Raw genomic sequence first — 21111 nt, forward strand, 5'->3', positions numbered from 1 at the left:
AAAAATCCGGTGATAGCGTATGCTTCCGACGTAGCTTTCTTTCAGAAAGCTTTTAGGCGCACGCTTCGCTTCCTCAAGTTATTTCTGACCTCTCCGTTATCGTGTAAATGTTAGTTGAAATGATTTAATTTTTGTAAAAATTAAATCAAAAGAGACCTTCTATGGAAGGTCCCTTTGATCTTCAGTTCAATGAATCACGATTACCCGTTATCTTCATCCTATGATTCGTTTGGTCACGATATGATTGATTCCTCGTCTAATACAAGCGATTACCACTCATAAACGTATCTGTCTTACCTTGAAGCTTCGCCAGCCGTTCCAATACTTGTGAAGCTTCAGCTACTGTCACTTTGCGTGCAGGCATGAATCGTCCTTCAATCGAAGGAAGTAATCCCAGCTTCAGACTCAGGGAAACCGCTCCCTTACTCGTAATGGCACTGGCATCCGCGATGTTGGGAAGATCCGATGGCAACGTATAGAATCCGGCCAGCTTCTCATAGCGTAAAATACGTACAAGTAACACTGCCAATTCTTCACGTGTCATCTCTTCTTGCGGATTCAAATTCTGTTCAGGGTCCGCTCCGGCAAGCCAACGCTGATCGATTAATGCCCGAACTGCCTTATAATAAGGGCTGTCAGGTGTCACATCAGCGTATAACTTGTCATCTCCGTCCCCACTGTAGTACAGATCCATATTTGGATTAATCGCTCTTGCCAGATAGTTAAACCAATCTCCTCGGGTGATTACACGATCCGGAAATACGCGCCCCTGCTCATCAGCAAGCAATACGCCATGCTGTGTCATATTGCGTAGAGCTGCTTCGGCCACATGACCCAAGATATCCGTAGGTTCAACCTTGGTTGCAGAGCTTGTGTCCCCGTATAAAAGCTTCCAGTCCCCTGTGTTCGCATCCAGCGCTTCATAGTTGCCATAGATCGAATTCTCATCACGTGTAGGCATATAAGCAAGATTCACCCCCGCTGGGATGACTTGACCACCGTTCATACCATATCCGCCATAACGGGAATATGCGAGGATCAGCTTGAACTCCTCCAGATAGAGTGCCTTGGCCTCTTCATAACTGATGGCTGGCTTAAGATCTGCCGGCAGTTGTTCAGACGTAGCCGCAATACGCGTATAGAACTCGTTAATCGTACCGTTGTTCAACACCTGTACTTGTGCCGTATCATCCTTAACCGGAATTCCGTTCAGATAACGTTGGAACATAAAGGTACGCGCATCATCTACCTCAATAACGTTAGATAGCTGGAACTGCTCCGTTGCATCTGGAACTAGCGCAATGACCGTGTTCATCGCCAGTTTCTCAGCCTGCTTCCGCGTTACCAATTGGCCTGCCTTCTCTTCAGCAGGCTTCTCCTGTTCCATCTCCGGTCCCATTCGTTGCATCATCGTATAGCTGTAGATCTGCCCGGTTACTGCATCTACCTGTGCTGAGATATCCCGCATGAACATATAGGACATATTGGCACTTCGATCGCTCCAGCTCAGACTCCATACCTGATTGTTCGGACTTGAGTAATGTCCCTTGCTCAACTGGCTATGTTCCAGCTTATAACCCTTGGGAATATCAAAGATTGTTGCGACACGATTGGCGGCCTGCTGAACATTTAATCTCGTACCATTGGCCGGGACAAAAGGAGTCACATCACCTTTTAACTTCGTATCCTGCTGTAAAGAGTTCTCATCTACAGCTTTACCTGTTAATGTATTAATCCGTTCCAACGTATTGGCTTCGATCGGAACGATACTGATGTTTTTCGGTGTATATGCGAGGTAATACTGCTGACCCTGCTTGGAAGATAGACGATCTTTGGCGATATAAGCCAGTTCCACATCGAACTGTTCTTCAAACTGCTGTCTGGCCTTCTCTTCTGAAGCTGCCGGTTTCGATGAGGGATACTTAGCTTCGATCGTACCTCGTGAGTAACCTGTCACCAAACCACTTTCATCCACATTAATGTAGACTGTCTCTGCGTCAGATAACAATCCATCATGTTTTAACTGGTACCCGTATCGATACTCTGTTCTGCCAAACAATGACTCTTGTTCAATGGAAGAATACAGATCTCCAAGCGGAGCATATTCATTATCCTTAAGACCTGGAATCGCTTGGTACAACAATGCCACGGCCTTTTCTTCAGCTTCAGCTTTGGTTAACTTCACATCCGATTCCAAGACATGTTTATCCAGGATATCCGACGGCAAATGTACACTTAACACTTCCCCTGTGCCTGCATGTACAGTTCCACTGAATCCCGACGTATGATTTCCTTGTGTAATCTGAAACCCGATCTCCCATGCCTTGTAGTCTGGCGGTGGATAGGAATTAGGTGAATCGAATCGTGCAGATGAGATTGTTGCTTTTTTTAACAATGGAAATAATTTCAGTATATTTTCACTGGCTTGCCTGGATGAGATTTTCGCTCCCTCAGGCACGTCATTGCTCGTTGCGTCTAGTTGTTCATTTTCCCCCGTTGTCGCTTCGGTCAACTGCTCTGCTTGCGCGGCTGATGCACTGCCTGCAAAACCTGGTGTTTGCGAAGCAAGCAGCAGTGTTGCCATCGCTGCGGTTGTTGCTTTGGTTGCGAACATTTTCATACGTAAATTAAACTTCCAATTCAAACTCAAATCTCGACCTCTCCCTTCAATTTCATACAAAGAAGCATAACAAATAACCTCGCATGAATATTGCCAGTCTATTCTATGATACCATAAGCTTCCTTTTTAATCGTCGTTTTCCGGGCAATTTTACAAATGTGAATTTCTGCATATTGCTAATAACAGCAAAAAAACGCCAACCACGTTGGCGTTTTCTCTGTTAGCCTGCACTCTTATGTAGGCTGATTCTACCTTATCAACTACTCGCTATAGACGAATCATTCGACTTCGCCTGACCTTGGACATGGGTTTTCAAAAAGGGAATAACGGTGTCCCAGAAGGCGGGATCTTCCTCGGAACAACTGTGTCCTCCGCTGTTGACCCATAGATGTTCAACAGGCGGATCGGCTTTGGACATAAAATATTCAAGCTCACTCGGGGGAATGAAATTATCTCCCTTGGAGTGCACCATAAGCATCGGCAGTTGCATCCCCCTGCGCCGTTCATTCAGCATCATCACCGGATCACGCTGACGATAGGATTTCAGAGATTCACCCAGTCGCCAGAACCAGATTCTCGGAATTAACTGGGCCAGTGGAAACAAGGGCAGACGCCGGCGTCTCAGCTCTGAACTGACGATCACCTCAAATTGCGAAGGCATCGAGTCCGTAATCACTGCTGATACAGGAATTCCCTCCGTCACTGCAAGAATCGTACCCAATCCCCCCAAAGAATGACCAAGCACTCCGATGGCATCCGCATCAATCTCTGGTCGTGCAGTCGTATACTGCAACGCCGCGAGCAGATCATCCCGGAACAGGTAGGCAGATGCAGCACGAACCGGATCACTGGCCCCATGACTACGCACATCATACATAAATAAGGCATATCCTGCTTCCCAGATCGGACGTGCGTAACGAAGAACACGGGAGCGATTGGAGCCCCAGCCATGTGCAATAATAACGAGCGGCCATGGTTTTGGAATGTCGGCTCTGGCCGGGATGAACCAGCCATGCACCCGACCTCCCCCACTGTCAAAGGTCACATCCTCAAATGGCATTGGGGGTGTCAGTGTGATTGGAATCTTCTTGGGTGTCTGGCTCTTTACCGCTGCCTTCCATAATCCACCTGCCGTTACTGCGGCCACGGCGAGCATGCCGCCTATCATTGTTTTAGCTTTCACAGGGCATCTCTCCTCTCCGAATTCTGGCATACATCCATCATAAAACAATAGAATGAACGGCACGTTAAAGGACATCGGTTATTATGATAAAGATTGATCCAACAATTAATTAAAGGTGCCTTCATATATATACCCAAATATACATATCCCTCATCTGACACTGGAGCCTAGGCTTCGGCTGCTTCCACAAATCTCCGTGCACAAGCTGCAATCTGCTCATGATCTCCTGCTACAAGAGCTTCTCGTGGTAAAAGTGCACTTCCCAGACCCACTGCAGCAGCGCCTGCTGCGTAATAATCGGCAATATTCTCCAGTGTAGCACCACCTGTTGCCAGCAGTGGAATATGATTCAGTGGGGCTTTGATCTCCCGCAGATACGGAATGCCCAGACTTGCCATCGGAAATAGCTTCACAACTCGTGCTCCCGCTTCATGAGCAGCGACAATCTCCGTAGGTGTCATGGCTCCAGGCCAGATCTCGACACCATGTTCTACAGCATATTCAATGACAGACAGATCGACATTGGGAGACACCAGAAATTGTGCTCCTGCTGCGACCGCTTCCTTCGCCATCTGCACATTCAGTACCGTACCCGCTCCAACAAAAGCCTTTCCTTCATGCCGCTCACGCCAGTCTGCAATAATATCATGTGCTCCAGGTGTGTTCAGTGTGACTTCCATCAGTCGGATTCCACCACCTGTCATACCTTGTCCAGCTGTTACTGCCGCTTCGCGGCTTATACCGCGCACAATCGCTACCAGTCTTGACTCCAATAGTACTTCCGTCAGATTCATATCCAGTTCCCCTTGCTTTATCAATTCGGCAGCCGAAGACAGGCAATCATGGTCACCGCTTTTCCGTTATTCATTATTGTAAAGCATATCCTCCCCTGGATGAAATACATTAATCCATTTCTGAAGTGAATGAGTGTTCCACGGACACTATGAAGTATTTTTATCATAACGCAAAAAAACCTCTTCATGGAAAACGGGATTAATTCACCCATTAAACTCCACAAAAGAGGCAGCATTTCAACCGAAAAATACTAAGCTTTTTCCAATACGTTATCCTTCTCCAAATCTTTAAAGTATCGATCGTTATATAACATGCTTGGATGTGTTGGATGATAGGCGAGTGCGATATCATTATGTTCTCGGGCCTTGGCACGGTTACCCATCCGGTCATAACACACACATAGTTGCAGATGCGGCATCCAGGTCCAGGCTGCTTCATTCAGCACCACCATAGGATCGTCAGGACGTACAGCACGAGTCGCCTGTTCGTACCAGAACAGGGCCTTGCGATAATCTTCACGGTCGGCAAAATAACCACCCAATCGACAGCAAATCTCGGCTCTTGGCAAATCATAGGCAAATGATCGGAACAACGCCGTGACTTCCTGTTCCGGATGTTCAAGTGCAGCTTCACAATCCGCAATTTTCTGGCAAGCAGCGATCTGATCTTCCACCCAGCCCAGCCCGGTATCCAGAAACTTCTCATAGTACTTCACCGCATCCTCATGCTGTCCATGGTCCTTCAGTTCATTACCGAAATAGTACAAGTCACGCGGCCCAAATTCCTCTCCGGCCTGTTCCCTTTTGCGATAGATCCGCAGATTACGATCGGTATACTCCTTATCTTTCTTGTGGGTAACCGCTATATCACTATGCAGCAGATTGCCCGCTACAGCCAGATATTCATGAACCGCGCCAATCCAGCGAAATTGCCGATCCCGACGCACCAGACGATTCCGGCGCAGGCTGTAGGCTACCTTGCCATCTGCTGTGAATGACAGATTGTAATCCATCGTGACACTATCAACATCCGGGTCCAGCGAACGTTTCAAGGCGATCAGTTTCGCCCGATCTTCCGGTTCGAACACATCGTCGGCATCCAGCCAAAGAATATATTCACTCTTTGCCTGATCGAAGGCATAATTGCGTGCTGCTGCAAAGTCATCCACCCATTCAAAATCAACGATACGATCCGTATATCTGGAAGCGATCTGACGAGTGCGATCCGTTGATCCGGTATCCACAATTACAATCTCATCGGCAATACCGTTGACCGAGTCCAGACATCTGGCGAGGGAAGCTTCTTCATTTTTCACAATCATACACAGGGTAATACTGATCGTCTCCTCACCTCGTCTCGCCCTACGATTAAAGGCAGATACCCCCGGCAGTTCGGACAATCGATAGATGTGGTACGCAGGGAAATGAGTATCGACGAACAAACGAAAACCCAGTGCCTGAGCACGGATGCAGAAATGACGATCTTCGCCCCAGAAGGATACATTGGGAATCTGGTCATACGAAACTCCTGCTGCCAGAACATTTTTGCGAATAAGGGTACATGCCCCTAGCCCTCCAACTTCATAACAACCCGGGATCCGCAGCTGATTTAGAAAAGCAGTCGTTTGCGTGCCCTCGTCTTCCGCCTCGGTTCCGTCTACTGTTTTGCCACCGCGGCGATACAGAGCATACTCATCCTGCAGCCATACCTGCGGCATTTCCCTGGCATCCGGCTGCCAGCGGGTCCAAAAGATATTGGATACAATGTCTTTGCCACTCGATACAAGTTGCTCCAGCGTCCGCGGATGCAGCACCAAGTCAGAATCAATCAGGAGAACCGCATCGTAGTGATTATCGCGTGCATATTGCAATATGCGATTTTTCAAACCGGCTACACGCCAAATCTGCTCATCCTGCCAATAGTGTCCTCCCTCATCCTTGGTGTACACCCCTTTGTTGTCAGAACTACCACTGCCATGTTCATCTGCTTGAATAACCGTCCCTTCATGCTGAAGCACAAATTCATGCAATATATTCGATGCGGCTTCTTCCACGTTATCGTCAACAAACAGATAATCCGTCTTCACTGTTGTTCGTTCCAGTGCATGCAGAGAATCCAGAAATTCACGGAGCACCGGAGTTGTCTGGCGAACCGGGCTGGCGATCAGTATTCTTTCCTGGCAAAGTTCTTCAAGCTTTTCCGATTGGCGGGTTTCCAGCGATTTATCAGAACGACTGGACGGTCGATGATTAATCTGGCTCTCTTTCTGATTCTCATTTGCGCTCTCATGTTGCTTCTCATTCTGATTCTCTTTCTCTTGGGAATTCGGCTCTGCTTGAGGTTTGAATTCTTCTTGCGATTTACGTAACGGGTCTTTCTTCAACGTGCTCACTCCCCCTCTCCTTATTCGAACCATGCCAACAGTCGTGGCTCTTGATCCAATATCGATTCATACTGTTCCTTCCAACCGTATCTTGCTTCAGGGTCCAGTGCTTGATAGCGTTCATATTTGCGGATGCGGTCTTCTTCCCGCGCCCACCCATAGTGCTTCACCCGGGGAGCATGACATCCATAGGACCAATGTTGGATCGTTAACGGAAAACGACCGCAATGCTGGGGTGTTTCCTTCCATTCATAGCTCATCCCCGGGTGATAACGAATCAGAAATGGCCGATAATAGGCATGCGCCTGCCAGAACTCATCTTCTCGGTAATGCGTCTCACTCCACATATCAAACAATCTGAAATAGATCGCATCTTCATTGCCACTGAGCAGCAGATCCCGTACCACCCCAAAGTCACTGGTTAGAATCTCATCCGCATCCAGATTCAAAATCCACTCCGGATTGGTCGCCACCGTCTCTTCCCATTGTTGTTTTCTCAAGCTTACCTCGTCTGCAAAACGTGAAGCAGCGTTCTCCACTAATACGAGTGGAATACCATCCAGAAGTTCCCTGCACAGCGCGACCGTTCCATCCGTGCTTCCGTCATCAATGATTACTGCGCGATCAATCCAGGGACGATGTCTCACCAGTGCCTGCCTGAGATAGCGATTCTCTTCATTACGAACGATCATCGACAAGGTAATATGTGGTCTTCCATGTTCCTCATGTCCATCCAAAGCTTCACCCCCATGCTCAAGCTTCTACCTATTAAAATCGTCGGACACACGATGCGTGGACGGATCACAATTCTCTATTCTCAATCTATGCAGAGCCGGAATGCAGATATGCAGGACAAGGAAACCTTTCATGGGGTTAATCTTGATGAACGACAAAAAAAGCACCCGCCTTCGCGGATGCTTTTAAATGTAATCATAAGATTAATGTAGTGAAATAAATGAATTAACGGTATTCAGCCAAACGATCATTGAGACTACGTGTCTGTCCATAGACTTCCTGATACAGTGCAAACAGTCCATCATAGACGGCAACCGTTTCCGGGTTCGGCTCATAGGACTTCGCTGGACGAATAAACGCTGTTGCACATTCCTGCAAGGACGGGAACCAGCCACAGCCATAGGCAGCCAGCATTGCTGCACCCATCGCAGGACCTTGTTCGCTCTCCAGCTTCACAATCGTAGCGTTAAAGACATCAGCCTGCATTTGCAACCAAGCTTCGTTCTTGGCACCGCCACCAATGGAGATGACTTCATTAACGGTTTTACCTGCGCCGCGCAGAATATCAATGGACTCGCGCAGCGAGAAGGTAATGCCCTCCATCACCGCACGTCCAAAGTGCTCCAGCTTGTGTCCTGCATCCATACCGATGAAGCTGCCACGGATATTCGCATCCGGATGAGGTGTACGCTCCCCAACGATATACGGTGTGAACAACAATCCGTTGCTGCCCGCCGGAACCTGATCAATGCCCTGCAAGAGCACATCAAACGATTTATCCGCTGCAAACGTATCCTTAAACCAGGACAGGCTATATCCTGCGGCAAGCGTTACCCCCATAATATAGAAGGCATCTTTCTCCCCATGATTAAAAAAGTGTACTTTGCCTTCGAAGTCGAGATCTTTACGCTCTTCGTAGGAAAGCACAACCCCGGACGTTCCGATGCTGCACATCGTCTGTCCTTCACTCAGAATACCTGCGCCAATGGCACCACAAGCATTATCCGCGCCACCTGCATATACTTTCGTCGCAGCCGCCAGACCCGTTTGATCCGCAATCTCAGGCAACAACGTGCCCACTTCCTCAAACGATTCCACAAGCCGTGGACAAAGGGAGATCGGCAGCTCGAATGCTTCTGCAATCACTTTGCTCCACTGCTTACCTGCAACGTCTAGCAACAAAGTTCCCGCTGCATCAGAATAATCCATAGCGTAATCCCCGGTCAGGCGATAACGCACATAGTCTTTTGGCAACAGGAACAAGGATGCTTGCTGTAACAATTCAGGCTCGTTCTCCTGAACCCACAGAATTTTCGGCAAGGTGAATCCTTCCAGTGCACGGTTCCGGGCAATACTTAACAGCTTGCCATCCAGTACTTTTTCGATCCGGCGGCACTGAGCCGTTGTGCGTGTATCGTTCCACAGGATTGCGTTATGCAGCGGTTTACCTTCAGCATCCACCAAAACCAGTCCGTGCATCTGACCGGAGAAGCTCAATCCCTCGATTTCCGAAGGCTGTACGCCAGACACTTCGAGCAATTTACGCAAGGAAACAATCGTCTGCTCTACCCAATCTTCGGGATTTTGTTCACTGTATCCGGCTTTGGGCTGGTACAACGGATATGCCTCGGATGCTTCAAATGCCACTTTCCCTTCACGATTGACCAACACGGTTTTAACCGCGCTGGTTCCCAGATCGACACCAATTACGTAACTCATAGGTTAACTCCTCTCGTTTGTAACAGGATTGTATAAATGAAACCTTGATGCTCATGTGGTCACTCCGTGATCAGAAAACCCTCGGATCGCCGTTACCCCCGGATTTCCTTTATACCCTTTAGCAAGGGTGAAATCCGGGGATAAATCCGCACGCTCCGCTTCCTCTGGTCCTTTCTGCTCACTTCGTTCTGCATGTACCATCTTAGACAAACATTTATATCAAAACAGTAAAAACATACTCGTTCTTATAACAGAAAGATTGATCCAATGACCTTGATTCGTCATTGGTTATGAATGAAACCTTGATGCTCATGTGGTCACTCCGTGATCAGAAAACCCTTGGATCGCCGTTACCCCCGGATTTCCTTTATACCCTTTAGCAAGGGTGAAATCCGGGGATAAGCCTATGCTTCCGAAGCCAGCTTTCTTTCAGAAAGCTCTTAGCGAACGCTCCGCTTCCTCGGGTCCTTTCTGCTCACTTCGTTCTGCATGCAAATTATTCATTTATATCAAAAATTTAAAAATCGCGTTATTTAATCAAAAAACCGCCCCCGTCTTCCCAAGGGAAAGTCGGGGACGGTCCGAATGTCATGCTTGTTCAGGCGTTCCATGGTACAAGCTAATCTTGTGCATAGGCTAGTTTCGACACTAATGTCCAACACATATGAGTTGAGTAACCATCGGTTGTCGACGTACACGAACCCTGCCTAATCCGCTATTAGTCAGCCAGGATGTACTGGTTGAGTTGTGCTCTCAGCAGTTCCTGACGTCCCGATTGGTTTTTGCGTGGGTTTTCGTTATTCAACGCGTACTCCGCAAGGGAAGCCAGTGTTGCTTTACCTGCAACTACATCTGCGCCAATACCTTCGCTGAAGCTGCTGTAACGTTTTTCGATGAAGTCATCAAATACGCGATCTTCGATCAATTTCGCTGCTACTTTCAGACCTTTCGCATACGTATCCATACCTGCGATGTGTGCCAGGAACAGATCGTCTGCTTCGAAGGAACCACGACGTACTTTCGCGTCAAAGTTCACACCACCACGGCCGATACCGCCGTTTTTCAATACTTCATACATCGTCAATGTAGCATCGTACATATCAACCGGGAACTCATCTGTATCCCAACCGATCAACATATCGCCTTGGTTTGCATCGAGGGAACCGAGCATACCGTTTGTACGAGCTACGCGGATTTCGTGATCGAATGTATGACCAGCCAGTGTAGCGTGGTTGGCTTCCAGGTTGAGTTTGAAGTGTTTGTCCAAACCGTATTTTTGCAAGAAAGCAATGGAAGTTGCTGCATCATAATCATATTGGTGTTTCGTTGGCTCTTTTGGTTTAGGCTCAATCAAGAATTGTGCGTCAAAACCAATTTCCTTCGCGTAGTCTACAGCCATGTGGAACATGCGAGCAATGTTGTCTTGCTCCAGTTGCATGTCTGTGTTCAGCAATGTGTCGTAACCTTCACGACCGCCCCAGAATACATAGTTTTCAGCGCCCAGACGTTTACCCACTTCCAGACCTTTCTTGATCTGTGCCGCAGCGTGAGCATACACGTCTGCATTACAAGTGGAAGCTGCACCAAACATGAAGCGTGGGTTCGAGAACATGTTCGCCGTGTTCCAGAGCAGTTTTTTGCCGCTGGATTTCATATGATCTTCAATCAGATCAACGATTGTATCAATGTTGCTGTAGAACTCGCGCAGGTTGTTGCCTTCTGGTGCAATGTCCACATCGTGGAAACAGAAGAACGGCAGATTCATTTTTTCCAAAAATTCAAATGCCGCTTCCACGCGTACTTTCGCGAGGTCCAGACCTGAGTATTTATCCCACGAACGAACAGCTGTCTCCGCACCAAACGGGTCACTGCCGCCTGCAGTTAATGTATGCCAGTAAGCCATGCCGAAACGGAAATGTTCTTCCATCGATTTGCCGGCTACCACTTCTTCCGGATTATAATGTTTAAAAGCAAAAGGATTCTTGGAATCTTTACCTTCAAATGCAATTTTATTAACGGATTCAAAATAGGCCATGTGTAAAATGCCTCCTCAATAGTTTTAAGAAATCGTTTACACCGTTATCCTATCACATCGAATATACTTTGTCTATTGGTTAAACAAAGTAAAATAAAATTGTTTTTTACATGTTTGTTTACGCTATAATAGTCGAATAACTTGTTTCGGATGTGGGTCAGAACCCTTTTATCAGAAGAATAGGAGTGCCTTAACCATATGAAAATTACCGGAGACCAGATGCTGGTCAAAAAAATAAACAAGTCGATCGTTCTCGATACGATCCGGCGCCATGCCCCTCTTTCTCGCGCACGAGTGTCCGAGGTTACGGGGCTGAACAAAGCAACGGTATCCAACCTGGTTGCTGATCTGATCAGTGATGACCTGGTGCAGGAGATTGGCCCTGGTGAATCCAGCGGCGGACGTAAACCACTCATGCTGCTGTTCCGAGGGACATCAGGCTATGCAGTCGGTCTGGAACTCAGTGTGACCCATTTGAAAGGCGTGCTTACAGATCTGGAAGGACACATCATTACAGAGTACGCAGTGACCTTGGAACATCATGACGTCTCCTCTGTACTGGAGCAATTGAAATTGGCAGCAAAACAGCTCATTGAAGCTGCTCCTGCTTCCCCTCACGGTGTCATTGGCATCGGTATCGGAGTGCCCGGCATGGTGGATGAGGCAGGAACGGTCCTGTTTGCACCCAACCTGGGGTGGGAGAAGGTAGCTCTGCGCTCGATGCTTGAAGAAGAATTTGAACTGCCTGTAACGATCGATAATGAAGCCAATGCTGGTGCTCATGGAGAGTTGAATTTTGGGGCAGGTATCGGTGTCCGTCACATGATCTACATCAGTGCAGGCATGGGGATTGGTTCAGGCATCATGGTAGATGGTGAATTATACAAAGGCGCGTGGGGCTACGCAGGGGAAACAGGCCATATGTCCATTGAAGCGGAAGGTCTGCCCTGCTCCTGTGGTAATCGTGGTTGCTGGGAGTTATACGCATCGGAAAAAGCCTACGAGCACCCGGACCATCAGCTAAAATTACCTGCTCATACCACACGAGAGCTTATTCATCATGCGGAGCAAGGCCACGATACTGTTCAGGAATTATACAACACGATTGGACGCAAACTGGGGATTGGCATAACCAACATCGTTAACAGTTTCAACCCGGAACGTATTATCATTGGTGGTCCGCTTTCTGAAGCAGGTCCCTGGATTGAAACGTCGTTAAAACAGGTTGTCGAGGAACGTACATTACCTTATCACCGCCGCAGTTTGCAGATTGAATGGGCAGCTCTGGGCAGCCGTTCCACCCGCGTTGGTGCCGCTTACTCTGCGATATCCCAGTTTTTAGGAAAAATCAGAGTGTCTGTCTAATAACAGATGAAAATTGACATCATTTCGCCCCATTTCCTCCCTTTTTGTTAAAGAAATCCAGATGTATAATGGGGTTATGTGATTTTTGTCATGGCTGTGTGAATTAAGCTGTGTTAATTCCGATAACGAAACGGAGTGAAAAAAAGCGTGACCTACGTGGATACTTCAGATATCTCGGCGCAAATGTTTGTCACCGTCCTCCTGTTCCTGATTGTGCTTGCGCCCCTGTTCAGCCTTGGCATACTCCGATTGTTCCAGAGCAAAAAGAAGGCTGGTTTCATGTACATGCTGTCAGGATTGCTGGTGTATGTTGTATTTCAGACTTTCATGAGTATTTTTTTCTAGATGTAATTATTTGTTTTCATGCAAAATCCCCTTTCGCAGTTATTCATGGGTACACGTTATCATGTACTCTGAATTACGGACGCAAGGGGATTTTTCTACTTACCTATTTTAGCGTAACCGTGCTTACTTTTTGGAATTCTCTAGAGCGCGTTCTTCCATCATGTCGACAATATCCTGAATCTGGCCCATCACGGAGATCGGATCGGAGAAATAGAATTTGTAGCCATCAATTTCGTATAACTCATTGTCTTTGACTGCGTCTAGCGTTCCCCACACCGGATCACTTGCATAGTCAAACGATTCCGCTTTGGCATCCACGGCCATAAATATGTAATCACCAGCATATGATCCGGCGAGTTCATTGGAGATCGTAGCCCAGCCCACTTTTGGATCAATGCTGCGTATCACGTTCTCGTTCATAGGCAAGTCCAATTCACCATGGATCGTTCTGCCTGTATGCGCATTACCATAAAGCGTGATTTCTTTGCTCAAGCCTCCGTCAAACACAGTAACGGTTTCTCCCTCTTTGATTATACTGCTTAAACTATCCTTGGCCGAAGTCACCTTTTGTTCAAAATCGGTAAGCCATGCCGATGCTTCAGCCTCTTTCCCCAATATAACGCCAAGCTCTTTAACCTGATCACGAACGGGGGCCGAGTTGTCCAGAAAGACGGTTGGGGCGATTTTGGAATAAGCATCGTAACTTTTGGCATTACCTGTAACGATTAGGTCAGGGTTCAGTCCAGTTATTGCTTCAAGATTGTCCGAAATATCCTCGATACCGGAAACCTTGCCCTCCAGATAAGGGTTTTGCATGAATACGCCGTTACTTCCTACGGGTTTTACATTCAAGGCCAGAATATGACCCAAAAAGAAATCCGTTACGACACGCTGCGGATTAGCTGGCACTTCGACCTCACCCATGGATGTGTTCACTATACGTGTTGTCGCTTGGACATTTTCATTTGTATTAATATCGCTTGAACTGTTTACTTGGGAAGCTGGTGCTTTCGATTGAGCTGTACTTCCATCTCCTGTAGCAGCCCCTGTATTCCCTGAAGAACCGCCACTACATGCACTTAACAGCAACCCAAAAGCCATCAGTAAAGCCATTGGGACTCTCTTTATATTTTTCACCATTTCATCAGACCCTCCATCCAAATATTGATAATAATTATCATTATCATAAAATGGAATATAACACGGGTCTGGAAAGCCTACAATATGATTTCTTCCTGCTAAGGATATAACATCTTCCTCCTTGATTTGCTTCCGATACATCTGTGGAGAAATTCCGCTGTACTTTTTAAAGGCATTGCTGAAATAATATGCATCCTGATACCCGATAGATGATGCAATTACTCGTAACGGAAGCTTCGTCTCGGCCAATAGTTTATATGCTTTTTGCATACGTAGACGGATTAGACAGTCAATCGGTCCACGATTAAGCACTTGTTTGAAACAATTCGAGAGATGACCCGGACTCCGCCCCATCACCCCAGCCAAAGAATCCAACGTATGCGGTTTTGCATAGTTCTGCAACAGGTACTCCAAAGTCTGTATGACCAACTCGACTGGACTGGCCGTTTTGACGACCGGAGACTGTAAATAGTATTGTTCCACCATATGATAAACCCATTGATAGAAAGAAGCCTTAAGTTGAAGCGGAACCGAAGGCCCCTCCTGCTGCTGGGTCTCTAACATACGATCTGCAATTTCATATAACATCATTGGCTGCGCTAGTGTCACACGATATGTAATGTGAGTTGGATCTTTGTGTTCATCTACAAACAGCGGCTCATCGCCGGACGTTGACTGCCGTTCTGCTTTATACGAAATTAGTATATACTCTGCTCCGTCTGAACCTGCGTTAACTTCAAACAGACTTTTGGAAGGAGCATGAATAACCTCAAAAGGATGGATGGAATAGGTCTTCTGATTGAGCAATACCAGTAAGTTCCCTCTCTTTATACAGAAAAAACTGCTGGACTGCATCGTGAATAATGCTCTTTCACCCTTTGCAAGAATAGCACGTTCAACATGGATATCTCGTATACTTGCCTGTTCCCAGAAGCGAAAATGCTCCTCCTGATCTATAATCATGCTGCTTGTTCACCTCAATTATGCTCTGCGACTTAAGAAAATGATATCGCACTTCTGTACATCGGACAATTGCGAATGATAATTCATTGCGCCATCATCTTAGAACTTCACGTTGCTTGCGATCAGTTAAATATCCGTTCATTACACTCAGAGTAAATGCACAAAAAACCGTACCCTTCCGGGTACGGTTCTTTCTATATCCTAACGGCTCGCGAAAACCGGAATTGCATATGAATCGAAAATTTCTTTCAACACATGATAATTCAGATAATAAGCCTGATTTAAGCGTCCAATGCTTTGGCAAATTGAGTTTTGTTCATACCCAGAATGCGGTGTTCACCAATTACAGTCAATGGCACGGCACGTACACCCATGTCCCATACTTGTTGTGCAAATTCATCGCTAGTTTCGATGTTGCGCTCCTCATAAGAGATACCTTTGTCAGCCAGGAACGTTTTTACGGATTTGCAGTTCGGGCAGTTCGTTGATGTATATACAATTACGTTTTCCATGTTTAATTCACCTCATATGGTTTTATATTAATCTATAGTTTGGTTGAAATCAGCTCATTCTATTACAGAACAACTGCGCTGTGCTCCAAGCTCTCAATGTATTTCTCTGTGTCCATGGCAGCCATACATCCGCTACCTGCAGCTGTAATCGCTTGTTTGTAACGTGTATCCTGTACGTCACCACATGCAAATACACCTGGGATGTTTGTCTCGGATGTACCTGGTGTAGTCAGGATATAACCATGTTCGTCCGTAGTGATCTGTCCGCCAAGGAATCCAGTGTTTGGTGTGTGACCGATAGCTACGAATACGCCGCTTGCCGGAATCACTTCTTCTTCACCTGTTTCGTTGTTCAACACTTTCAATCCGGTTACGCCGTTGTCGCCAGCAAGTACTTCGAGTGGTGTACGGTTCAAAGCCATTTCTACTTTTTCGTTGCTGCGTGCACGATCCTGCATGATTTTGGAGCCACGCAGTTCTTCACGACGGTGTACCAGTGTTACTTTGGAACCGAAACGGGACAAGAAGCTTGCTTCCTCAAGGGCAGAGTCGCCACCGCCGATAACGATGATTTCTTTGTTACGGAAGAAGAATCCATCACATGTTGCACATGTGCTGACACCACGGCCCACATTTGTTTCTTCGCCAGGAATACCGAGGTATTTAGCAGATGCGCCTGTAGACAGGATCAATGTTTCAGACACGAGTTCACCCATACCTTCAACTTGAATCTTGAATGGACGCTCGCTCATGTCGATGTTGTTCACCCAGCCTGTACGGAATTCAGCACCGAAGCGCTCAGCTTGTTTACGCATGTTGTCCATCAGTTCAGGACCCATAATACCATCAGGGAAACCTGGGAAGTTCTCCACTTCAGTCGTTGTTGTCAGTTGGCCACCAGGTTGTGGTCCTTCAATAACGAGTGGGTTCAAGTTGGCACGTGCCAGATAGATTGCTGCTGTCAGCCCTGCAGGGCCTGTTCCAATAATAATTGATTTATACATGTATAGTTCCTCCCCCGGGTTCTGCAAAAAGGTTAGACCCTCCGGCATCAAAAGCTTAGGCTTTTGCATACACTAGAACGAAAAGCCCACATCATGTCCACAAGACCTGCCTGTGATATGACAATGGCCCTATGCAGAAACGGAATTCTAATTTATAATCATTCTAATCTGTTGTTCATTATGATCTCTTTTATGTACGGTGTCAATGCTCGGCAGCGATTATGAAGAAGTCTTCATCAGGAGGGAAAATGGAAGCATGAACGATGCACTCATTGGCAGTTTTATATCAGCCATGTCTACCGGCCTAGGGGCCGTACCGATTCTATTTATGCGCAAAATATCGCACCGTCTGCGTGATATCTTGCTGGCATACGCCGCAGGTATTATGACCTCGGCCTCGGTGTATAATCTCATTCCCGAAGCGCTTGGCCAATCAAATCTCTTTGTACTTGCATTTGGTATTATGCTTGGTAGCCTGGTTCTACTGGTGCTGGAGATGAAGATCCCACACGTCGATCTGGAGAATCCCGAGAAAATGCCTTTTAAAATTGAAACCAAAGCCTTCATGATTATTGCAGCCATCACCATGCATAACCTGCCAGAAGGGTTATCCGTTGGCGTTAGCTATGCAAGTTCGGATGAGAACCTGGGCAATCTCATTGCCTTTTCCATCGGATTGCAGAATGCGCCGGAAGGATTCCTGGTGGCCCTCTTTCTCGTGAACCAGAACATTGGCCGCTTCAAAGCACTGGGTATTGCCACCCTGACCGGAGCGGTAGAGATTATTACAGCTATGATTGGTTACACCTTGAGCAGTCTCGTAGCTGGTCTTGTGCCTTATGGTCTGGCCTTTGCAGCTGGTGCGATGATGTTCATTGTTTACAAGGAACTTATTCCCGAGAGTCACGGCGATGGCAATGCACGTGTGGCGACGATGTCCTTTTTGCTCGGACTCATCACGATGATTGGTCTGACCGAACTGTTTTAATTGAAGACTAAAGAACCCGGCGATCAGTCCAAGACTGTCGACCGGGTTCTTTGTTTAGCCACAAATGAAGATTCCATGAAATTACTGGGATCGCCTGTCAGAGGCATTATGCCCTCTCCTGATCAGGATTGGATGAAACGTATCAGTTCCGAATTGAATTTCTCCAATTCATCATAGAATGCACCATGACCGCTCTCTTCAAAAGCAATCAGTTGAGACGAAGCGATACCTTGGTGCATCTGCTCGGCGAATTCAAACGGACAGATCTCATCCTTTTTCCCGTGCAAAATGGCTGTTGGAACCTGGATCGAACTCAGGTCACCACGCAAGTCCTCATCCCGCAACGCAATTGCACTGCGAATGGTACCATAAGATGAAGCCTCCATGCCAAGCGCGTGGAACCAATCCATGAATGGCTGGCTGTGTTTCTTCGCGAAGAACATGCCGCCAAACGTCTCCAGCAACTTCGGACGATCTGCGAAGATCGGCTCAATGATCTGCTCGTTCAGCTGCTCTGGAGTCAATCCATACGGATATCCCTCACGCTGTGTGAACACAGGGGCTGCCGCAGATAACAAGGCCAGCTTGGAGACACCATGTCCCTTATGGCGAGCCATGTAATGAACTGCGATCGCTCCACCCATGGAGAACCCTGCAAGTACCGCGTCTTTCAGCTCCAGCTCATCGATAACGGCACGAACATCGTCTGCCATGCGATCATAATCATATCCTGTGGAAGGCTTATCCGATAAGCCATATCCTCTAAAATCTATCGCGATGGCACGAATGCCATGGTTCGGCAGTACGTTCAATTGGTATTCAAACATTTTATAATTAACAGGCCAGCCGTGCAAAAAGACAACCGGGGTGCCTTCGCCAATATCTTCAACATATACTTTTACATTTGGTTCCACTTGTACATAACGTCCCATATTTCACAACTCCCTTATTATCGAATCGTCTCTTCGAATCATTACCCGCTGACCCAAGGTTCAAACGTAAGCTGTTCAACCAGCCGCATGCTACCAGCGAAACCAATTAACCATTTTCCTCTCCAAATCTGATTACCGTAGCAGCCTGAGCCCATTCAGAATAACCAGAATTGTACTTCCTTCATGTCCTACCACACCTAGAGGCAGTGCGACATCCTGGAGGAAGTTACCAGCAATTAAGGCCAGAATAACGGTGATGGCAAAAAACATATTCTGCTTCACCGTGCGCTGTGCTCGACGAGCGTGCCCAATCACCCAAGCGATCTCTTCAATGTTATCGTTCATCAGTACCGCATCAGCGACCTCCAATGCAGTCCCGCTGCCGGACAATCCCATCCCCATACCCACAGTAGCTGCTGCAAGTGCTGGTGCATCATTGACACCATCCCCTACCATTAACACAGGACCATACTTTTTGCGGAGCGCTTGGACCTGCTTCACTTTATCTTCAGGCAGCAAATCTGCATAGACCATACTTACTCCTGTTTCACGGGCAATTACAGAAGCTGATCTGGCTCGGTCTCCTGTTAACATGACAACTTTTACACCCATCACTTCAAGCTTTTTCACTGCAGCTGCTGCCTGTGGCCGTACCGTGTCCCGCATCGCGATCAGCCCGACTAATTCACCATCAGCCATAACAACGGATACGGTTTTTCCCTCCCCCTCAAGACGAGAGCGTACATCGTCCCACTCAGAAGACACCTTCACAGGGGTAACACCCTGTTTATCTGGATCATCAACGTTGCTGTCTTTCATCTCCTCTGACTGCATCGATTCCATTACATTTGTTTTGCCAATACTCCAGACCACATCGTTCACCGTTCCTTCGATGCCCCAGCCCGTTAGAGCCTGTACGTGCTCCGCTTCCTGAAGTGTGATATTCTCCTTATTCGCCTGATCTACGATGGCACGAGCCAAAGGATGCATGGAGATGTTCTCAATCGCTGCCACCGCAGCTAACAGCTGGGTACGATCTACATGTTCAGCCGTAATAATATCGGTGACTTGCGGGGTGCCCATGGTCAATGTACCTGTTTTGTCAAAAGCCACGACCCGCGTGCGAGCCATATTCTCCATATGGGCACCTCCCTTGAAAAGAATGCCCCGGCGGGCGCTGCTGGACATCGCGGACAGCATAACAGGCATGATGGAAGACACCAATGCACAAGGAGAAGCAACCACCAGAAATACCATCGCTTTGTAAAATGCCTCATTCCATGTCCAGCCAAGCAGCAGCGGAGTTCCTGCAATGACAAGTAAGGTCACCCCCACAACAATACGTGCGTAAATCCCTTCAAACCGCTCCATGAAACGCTGAGAATCCGGTAGTTCCGCCTGCGCTTCTTCCACCATTTTAATGATTTTGCCGAACACTGAACCTTCCGCCGATTTTGTGACCTCTACGTATAATGCGCCCTCGCCATTTACCGTACCTGCATAGACTTCATCCCCCGCAACTTTGTCCACAGGCAGGGATTCTCCAGTAATGGACGACTGATTGATAAAAGAACTCCCTCGGTACACCACGCCATCCGCAGGAATCAGTTCTCCCGGTTTGACCAACAGCAGATCACCCGGCTGCAGATCATCAATAGCCACGAGATTCATCTGTCCATCTTCAATACGCAGTGCAGTCTCCGGCTTAAGTGCGAGCAACGATGAGATATCCTTATGACTGCGCTCTGTCGCATAACTTTCCAACGCACCACTGAGTGCAAAAATAAAGATAAGCATCGCCCCTTCATTCCAGTAACCGATGGCTGCTGCCCCAAGGGATGCGGCAATCATCAGCAGATTTACATCCAGATCATGGTCCTTAACCAGTGTCTCGATACCTTCCTTCGCTTTGGTCCAACCGCCCACGGCATACGCCACAATGTAGAGCATGATGGATAAGGTACCAAAAAACGGTGCAGTTCCCCAGGCAATCAGCATCAACAGCCCGCTGCCCAATGCAGATTGCATCTCTTTATTCTGCATCATGGCTCGAAAATCAGGCTTCTTGCCCCGATTGGGGCCGGGTGTTTGGGATGAGCGTTGTTCTGCTTGTTGCTGTCTGTGTAGAGGTTGATGTATCGCTTGCATATAAATCACGTTCCTTTCAAATGGTAGGTTTGCGGATAGTGAATGTGCTCAAGTTCCGCTTCCAGAAATGAAGTTGTATTGAGAATGAGAGCCATTGTTAATGCCCTAAAAATGACACATGCTGCTGCGGGAATCCCGCAGCAGCATGGTTTTGTGAATGATTTTACAATAATCTCGAATGAGAATGATAATCATTTTTGTACTTATGCAATTATTTTTACTCAATACAACTTTTAATCAGTAT

16 protein-coding genes are annotated in these 21111 nt (G+C 47.3%); 3 read left to right on the forward strand and 13 right to left on the reverse strand.

Annotated elements, in window-relative coordinates:
- Positions 1–256: 256 nt before the first annotated feature.
- From MKY87_RS11140 to xylA, 8 genes are all read right to left on the reverse strand, one after another.
- Positions 257–2650, reverse strand: a complete 2394-nt coding sequence (locus MKY87_RS11140; RefSeq protein ID WP_340964439.1) for an S-layer homology domain-containing protein — start codon at positions 2648–2650, stop codon at positions 257–259.
- Positions 2651–2876: 226 nt separating this feature from the next.
- The gene (locus tag MKY87_RS11145; RefSeq protein WP_315939679.1) at positions 2877–3803 is read right to left on the reverse strand and encodes an alpha/beta hydrolase; all 927 of its coding nucleotides are present in this window, start codon (positions 3801–3803) and stop codon (positions 2877–2879) included.
- A 167-nt stretch (positions 3804–3970) separates the two neighbouring features.
- The gene (locus MKY87_RS11150; RefSeq protein WP_339788867.1) at positions 3971–4597 is read right to left on the reverse strand and encodes a bifunctional 4-hydroxy-2-oxoglutarate aldolase/2-dehydro-3-deoxy-phosphogluconate aldolase; all 627 of its coding nucleotides are present in this window, start codon (positions 4595–4597) and stop codon (positions 3971–3973) included.
- Between the two features lie 251 nt (positions 4598–4848).
- Positions 4849–5919 carry a glycosyltransferase gene (locus MKY87_RS30725; RefSeq protein WP_445669454.1) on the reverse strand — a complete coding sequence of 357 codons (1071 nt, stop codon included), beginning with the start codon at positions 5917–5919 and terminating at the stop codon, positions 4849–4851.
- Positions 5920–7001: 1082 nt separating this feature from the next.
- Positions 7002–7718: a glycosyltransferase family 2 protein gene (locus MKY87_RS11160; RefSeq protein WP_340964447.1), complete on the reverse strand. Its 717-nt coding sequence runs from the start codon at positions 7716–7718 to the stop codon at positions 7002–7004.
- Positions 7719–7941: 223 nt separating this feature from the next.
- Complete coding sequence (xylB, locus tag MKY87_RS11165; RefSeq protein ID WP_340964450.1) at positions 7942–9435, reverse strand: xylulokinase; 1494 nt, start codon at positions 9433–9435, stop codon at positions 7942–7944.
- 51 nt (positions 9436–9486) lie between these two features.
- Positions 9487–9645 carry a hypothetical protein gene (locus tag MKY87_RS11170; protein ID WP_340964452.1) on the reverse strand — a complete coding sequence of 53 codons (159 nt, stop codon included), beginning with the start codon at positions 9643–9645 and terminating at the stop codon, positions 9487–9489.
- Positions 9646–10153: 508 nt separating this feature from the next.
- Positions 10154–11470, reverse strand: coding sequence for a xylose isomerase (gene xylA, locus MKY87_RS11175; RefSeq protein WP_133387161.1), 1317 nt, complete (start codon positions 11468–11470; stop codon positions 10154–10156).
- A 198-nt stretch (positions 11471–11668) separates the two neighbouring features.
- Between xylA and MKY87_RS11180 the strand changes: the two genes are divergently transcribed.
- Positions 11669–12835 (forward strand): ROK family transcriptional regulator, encoded by a 1167-nt coding sequence (locus MKY87_RS11180; protein ID WP_036668027.1) that lies wholly within the window; start codon positions 11669–11671, stop codon positions 12833–12835.
- 147 nt (positions 12836–12982) lie between these two features.
- Positions 12983–13180 (forward strand): hypothetical protein, encoded by a 198-nt coding sequence (locus MKY87_RS11185; protein WP_017692236.1) that lies wholly within the window; start codon positions 12983–12985, stop codon positions 13178–13180.
- Positions 13181–13303: 123 nt separating this feature from the next.
- Here MKY87_RS11185 and MKY87_RS11190 read toward each other — a convergent pair whose 3' ends face one another.
- The 3 genes from MKY87_RS11190 to trxB all read right to left on the reverse strand — a co-directional run bounded on the left by MKY87_RS11190 (position 13304) and on the right by trxB (position 16799).
- Positions 13304–15283 carry an AraC family transcriptional regulator gene (locus tag MKY87_RS11190; protein WP_340964454.1) on the reverse strand — a complete coding sequence of 660 codons (1980 nt, stop codon included), beginning with the start codon at positions 15281–15283 and terminating at the stop codon, positions 13304–13306.
- A gap of 281 nt (positions 15284–15564) precedes the next feature.
- Positions 15565–15795 carry a glutaredoxin family protein gene (locus MKY87_RS11195; protein WP_036668031.1) on the reverse strand — a complete coding sequence of 77 codons (231 nt, stop codon included), beginning with the start codon at positions 15793–15795 and terminating at the stop codon, positions 15565–15567.
- 62 nt (positions 15796–15857) lie between these two features.
- Positions 15858–16799, reverse strand: coding sequence for a thioredoxin-disulfide reductase (trxB, locus tag MKY87_RS11200; protein WP_036668032.1), 942 nt, complete (start codon positions 16797–16799; stop codon positions 15858–15860).
- A 256-nt stretch (positions 16800–17055) separates the two neighbouring features.
- Between trxB and MKY87_RS11205 the strand changes: the two genes are divergently transcribed.
- Entirely contained in the window at positions 17056–17787 is a 732-nt protein-coding gene (locus tag MKY87_RS11205) for a ZIP family metal transporter (RefSeq protein WP_036606933.1), read from the forward strand.
- Between the two features lie 122 nt (positions 17788–17909).
- Here MKY87_RS11205 and MKY87_RS11210 read toward each other — a convergent pair whose 3' ends face one another.
- The gene (locus MKY87_RS11210) at positions 17910–18719 is read right to left on the reverse strand and encodes an alpha/beta fold hydrolase (protein WP_215077971.1); all 810 of its coding nucleotides are present in this window, start codon (positions 18717–18719) and stop codon (positions 17910–17912) included.
- A 132-nt stretch (positions 18720–18851) separates the two neighbouring features.
- Positions 18852–20867, reverse strand: coding sequence for a heavy metal translocating P-type ATPase (locus tag MKY87_RS11215; protein WP_340964461.1), 2016 nt, complete (start codon positions 20865–20867; stop codon positions 18852–18854).
- Positions 20868–21111: the final 244 nt, after the last annotated feature.

Source organism: Paenibacillus sp. FSL R7-0198 (assembly GCF_038000415.1).
Classification (GTDB): domain Bacteria; phylum Bacillota; class Bacilli; order Paenibacillales; family Paenibacillaceae; genus Paenibacillus.

Excerpts from the sequence above, each read along its gene's own strand:
- MKY87_RS11150 (WP_339788867.1), bottom strand. The coding sequence starts at position 4,597 with ATGAATCTGACGGAAGTACTATTGGAGTCAAGACTGGTAGCGATTGTG.
- MKY87_RS30725 (WP_445669454.1), bottom strand. The coding sequence starts at position 5,919 with ATGATTGTGAAAAATGAAGAAGCTTCCCTCGCCAGATGTCTGGACTCG.
- xylB (WP_340964450.1), bottom strand. The coding sequence starts at position 9,435 with ATGAGTTACGTAATTGGTGTCGATCTGGGAACCAGCGCGGTTAAAACC.
- xylA (WP_133387161.1), bottom strand. The coding sequence starts at position 11,470 with ATGGCCTATTTTGAATCCGTTAATAAAATTGCATTTGAAGGTAAAGAT.
- MKY87_RS11180 (WP_036668027.1), top strand. The coding sequence starts at position 11,669 with ATGAAAATTACCGGAGACCAGATGCTGGTCAAAAAAATAAACAAGTCG.
- MKY87_RS11190 (WP_340964454.1), bottom strand. The coding sequence starts at position 15,283 with ATGATTATAGATCAGGAGGAGCATTTTCGCTTCTGGGAACAGGCAAGT.
- MKY87_RS11195 (WP_036668031.1), bottom strand. The coding sequence starts at position 15,795 with ATGGAAAACGTAATTGTATATACATCAACGAACTGCCCGAACTGCAAA.
- trxB (WP_036668032.1), bottom strand. The coding sequence starts at position 16,799 with ATGTATAAATCAATTATTATTGGAACAGGCCCTGCAGGGCTGACAGCA.
- MKY87_RS11205 (WP_036606933.1), top strand. The coding sequence starts at position 17,056 with ATGAACGATGCACTCATTGGCAGTTTTATATCAGCCATGTCTACCGGC.
- MKY87_RS11210 (WP_215077971.1), bottom strand. The coding sequence starts at position 18,719 with ATGGGACGTTATGTACAAGTGGAACCAAATGTAAAAGTATATGTTGAA.
- MKY87_RS11215 (WP_340964461.1), bottom strand. The coding sequence starts at position 20,867 with ATGCAAGCGATACATCAACCTCTACACAGACAGCAACAAGCAGAACAA.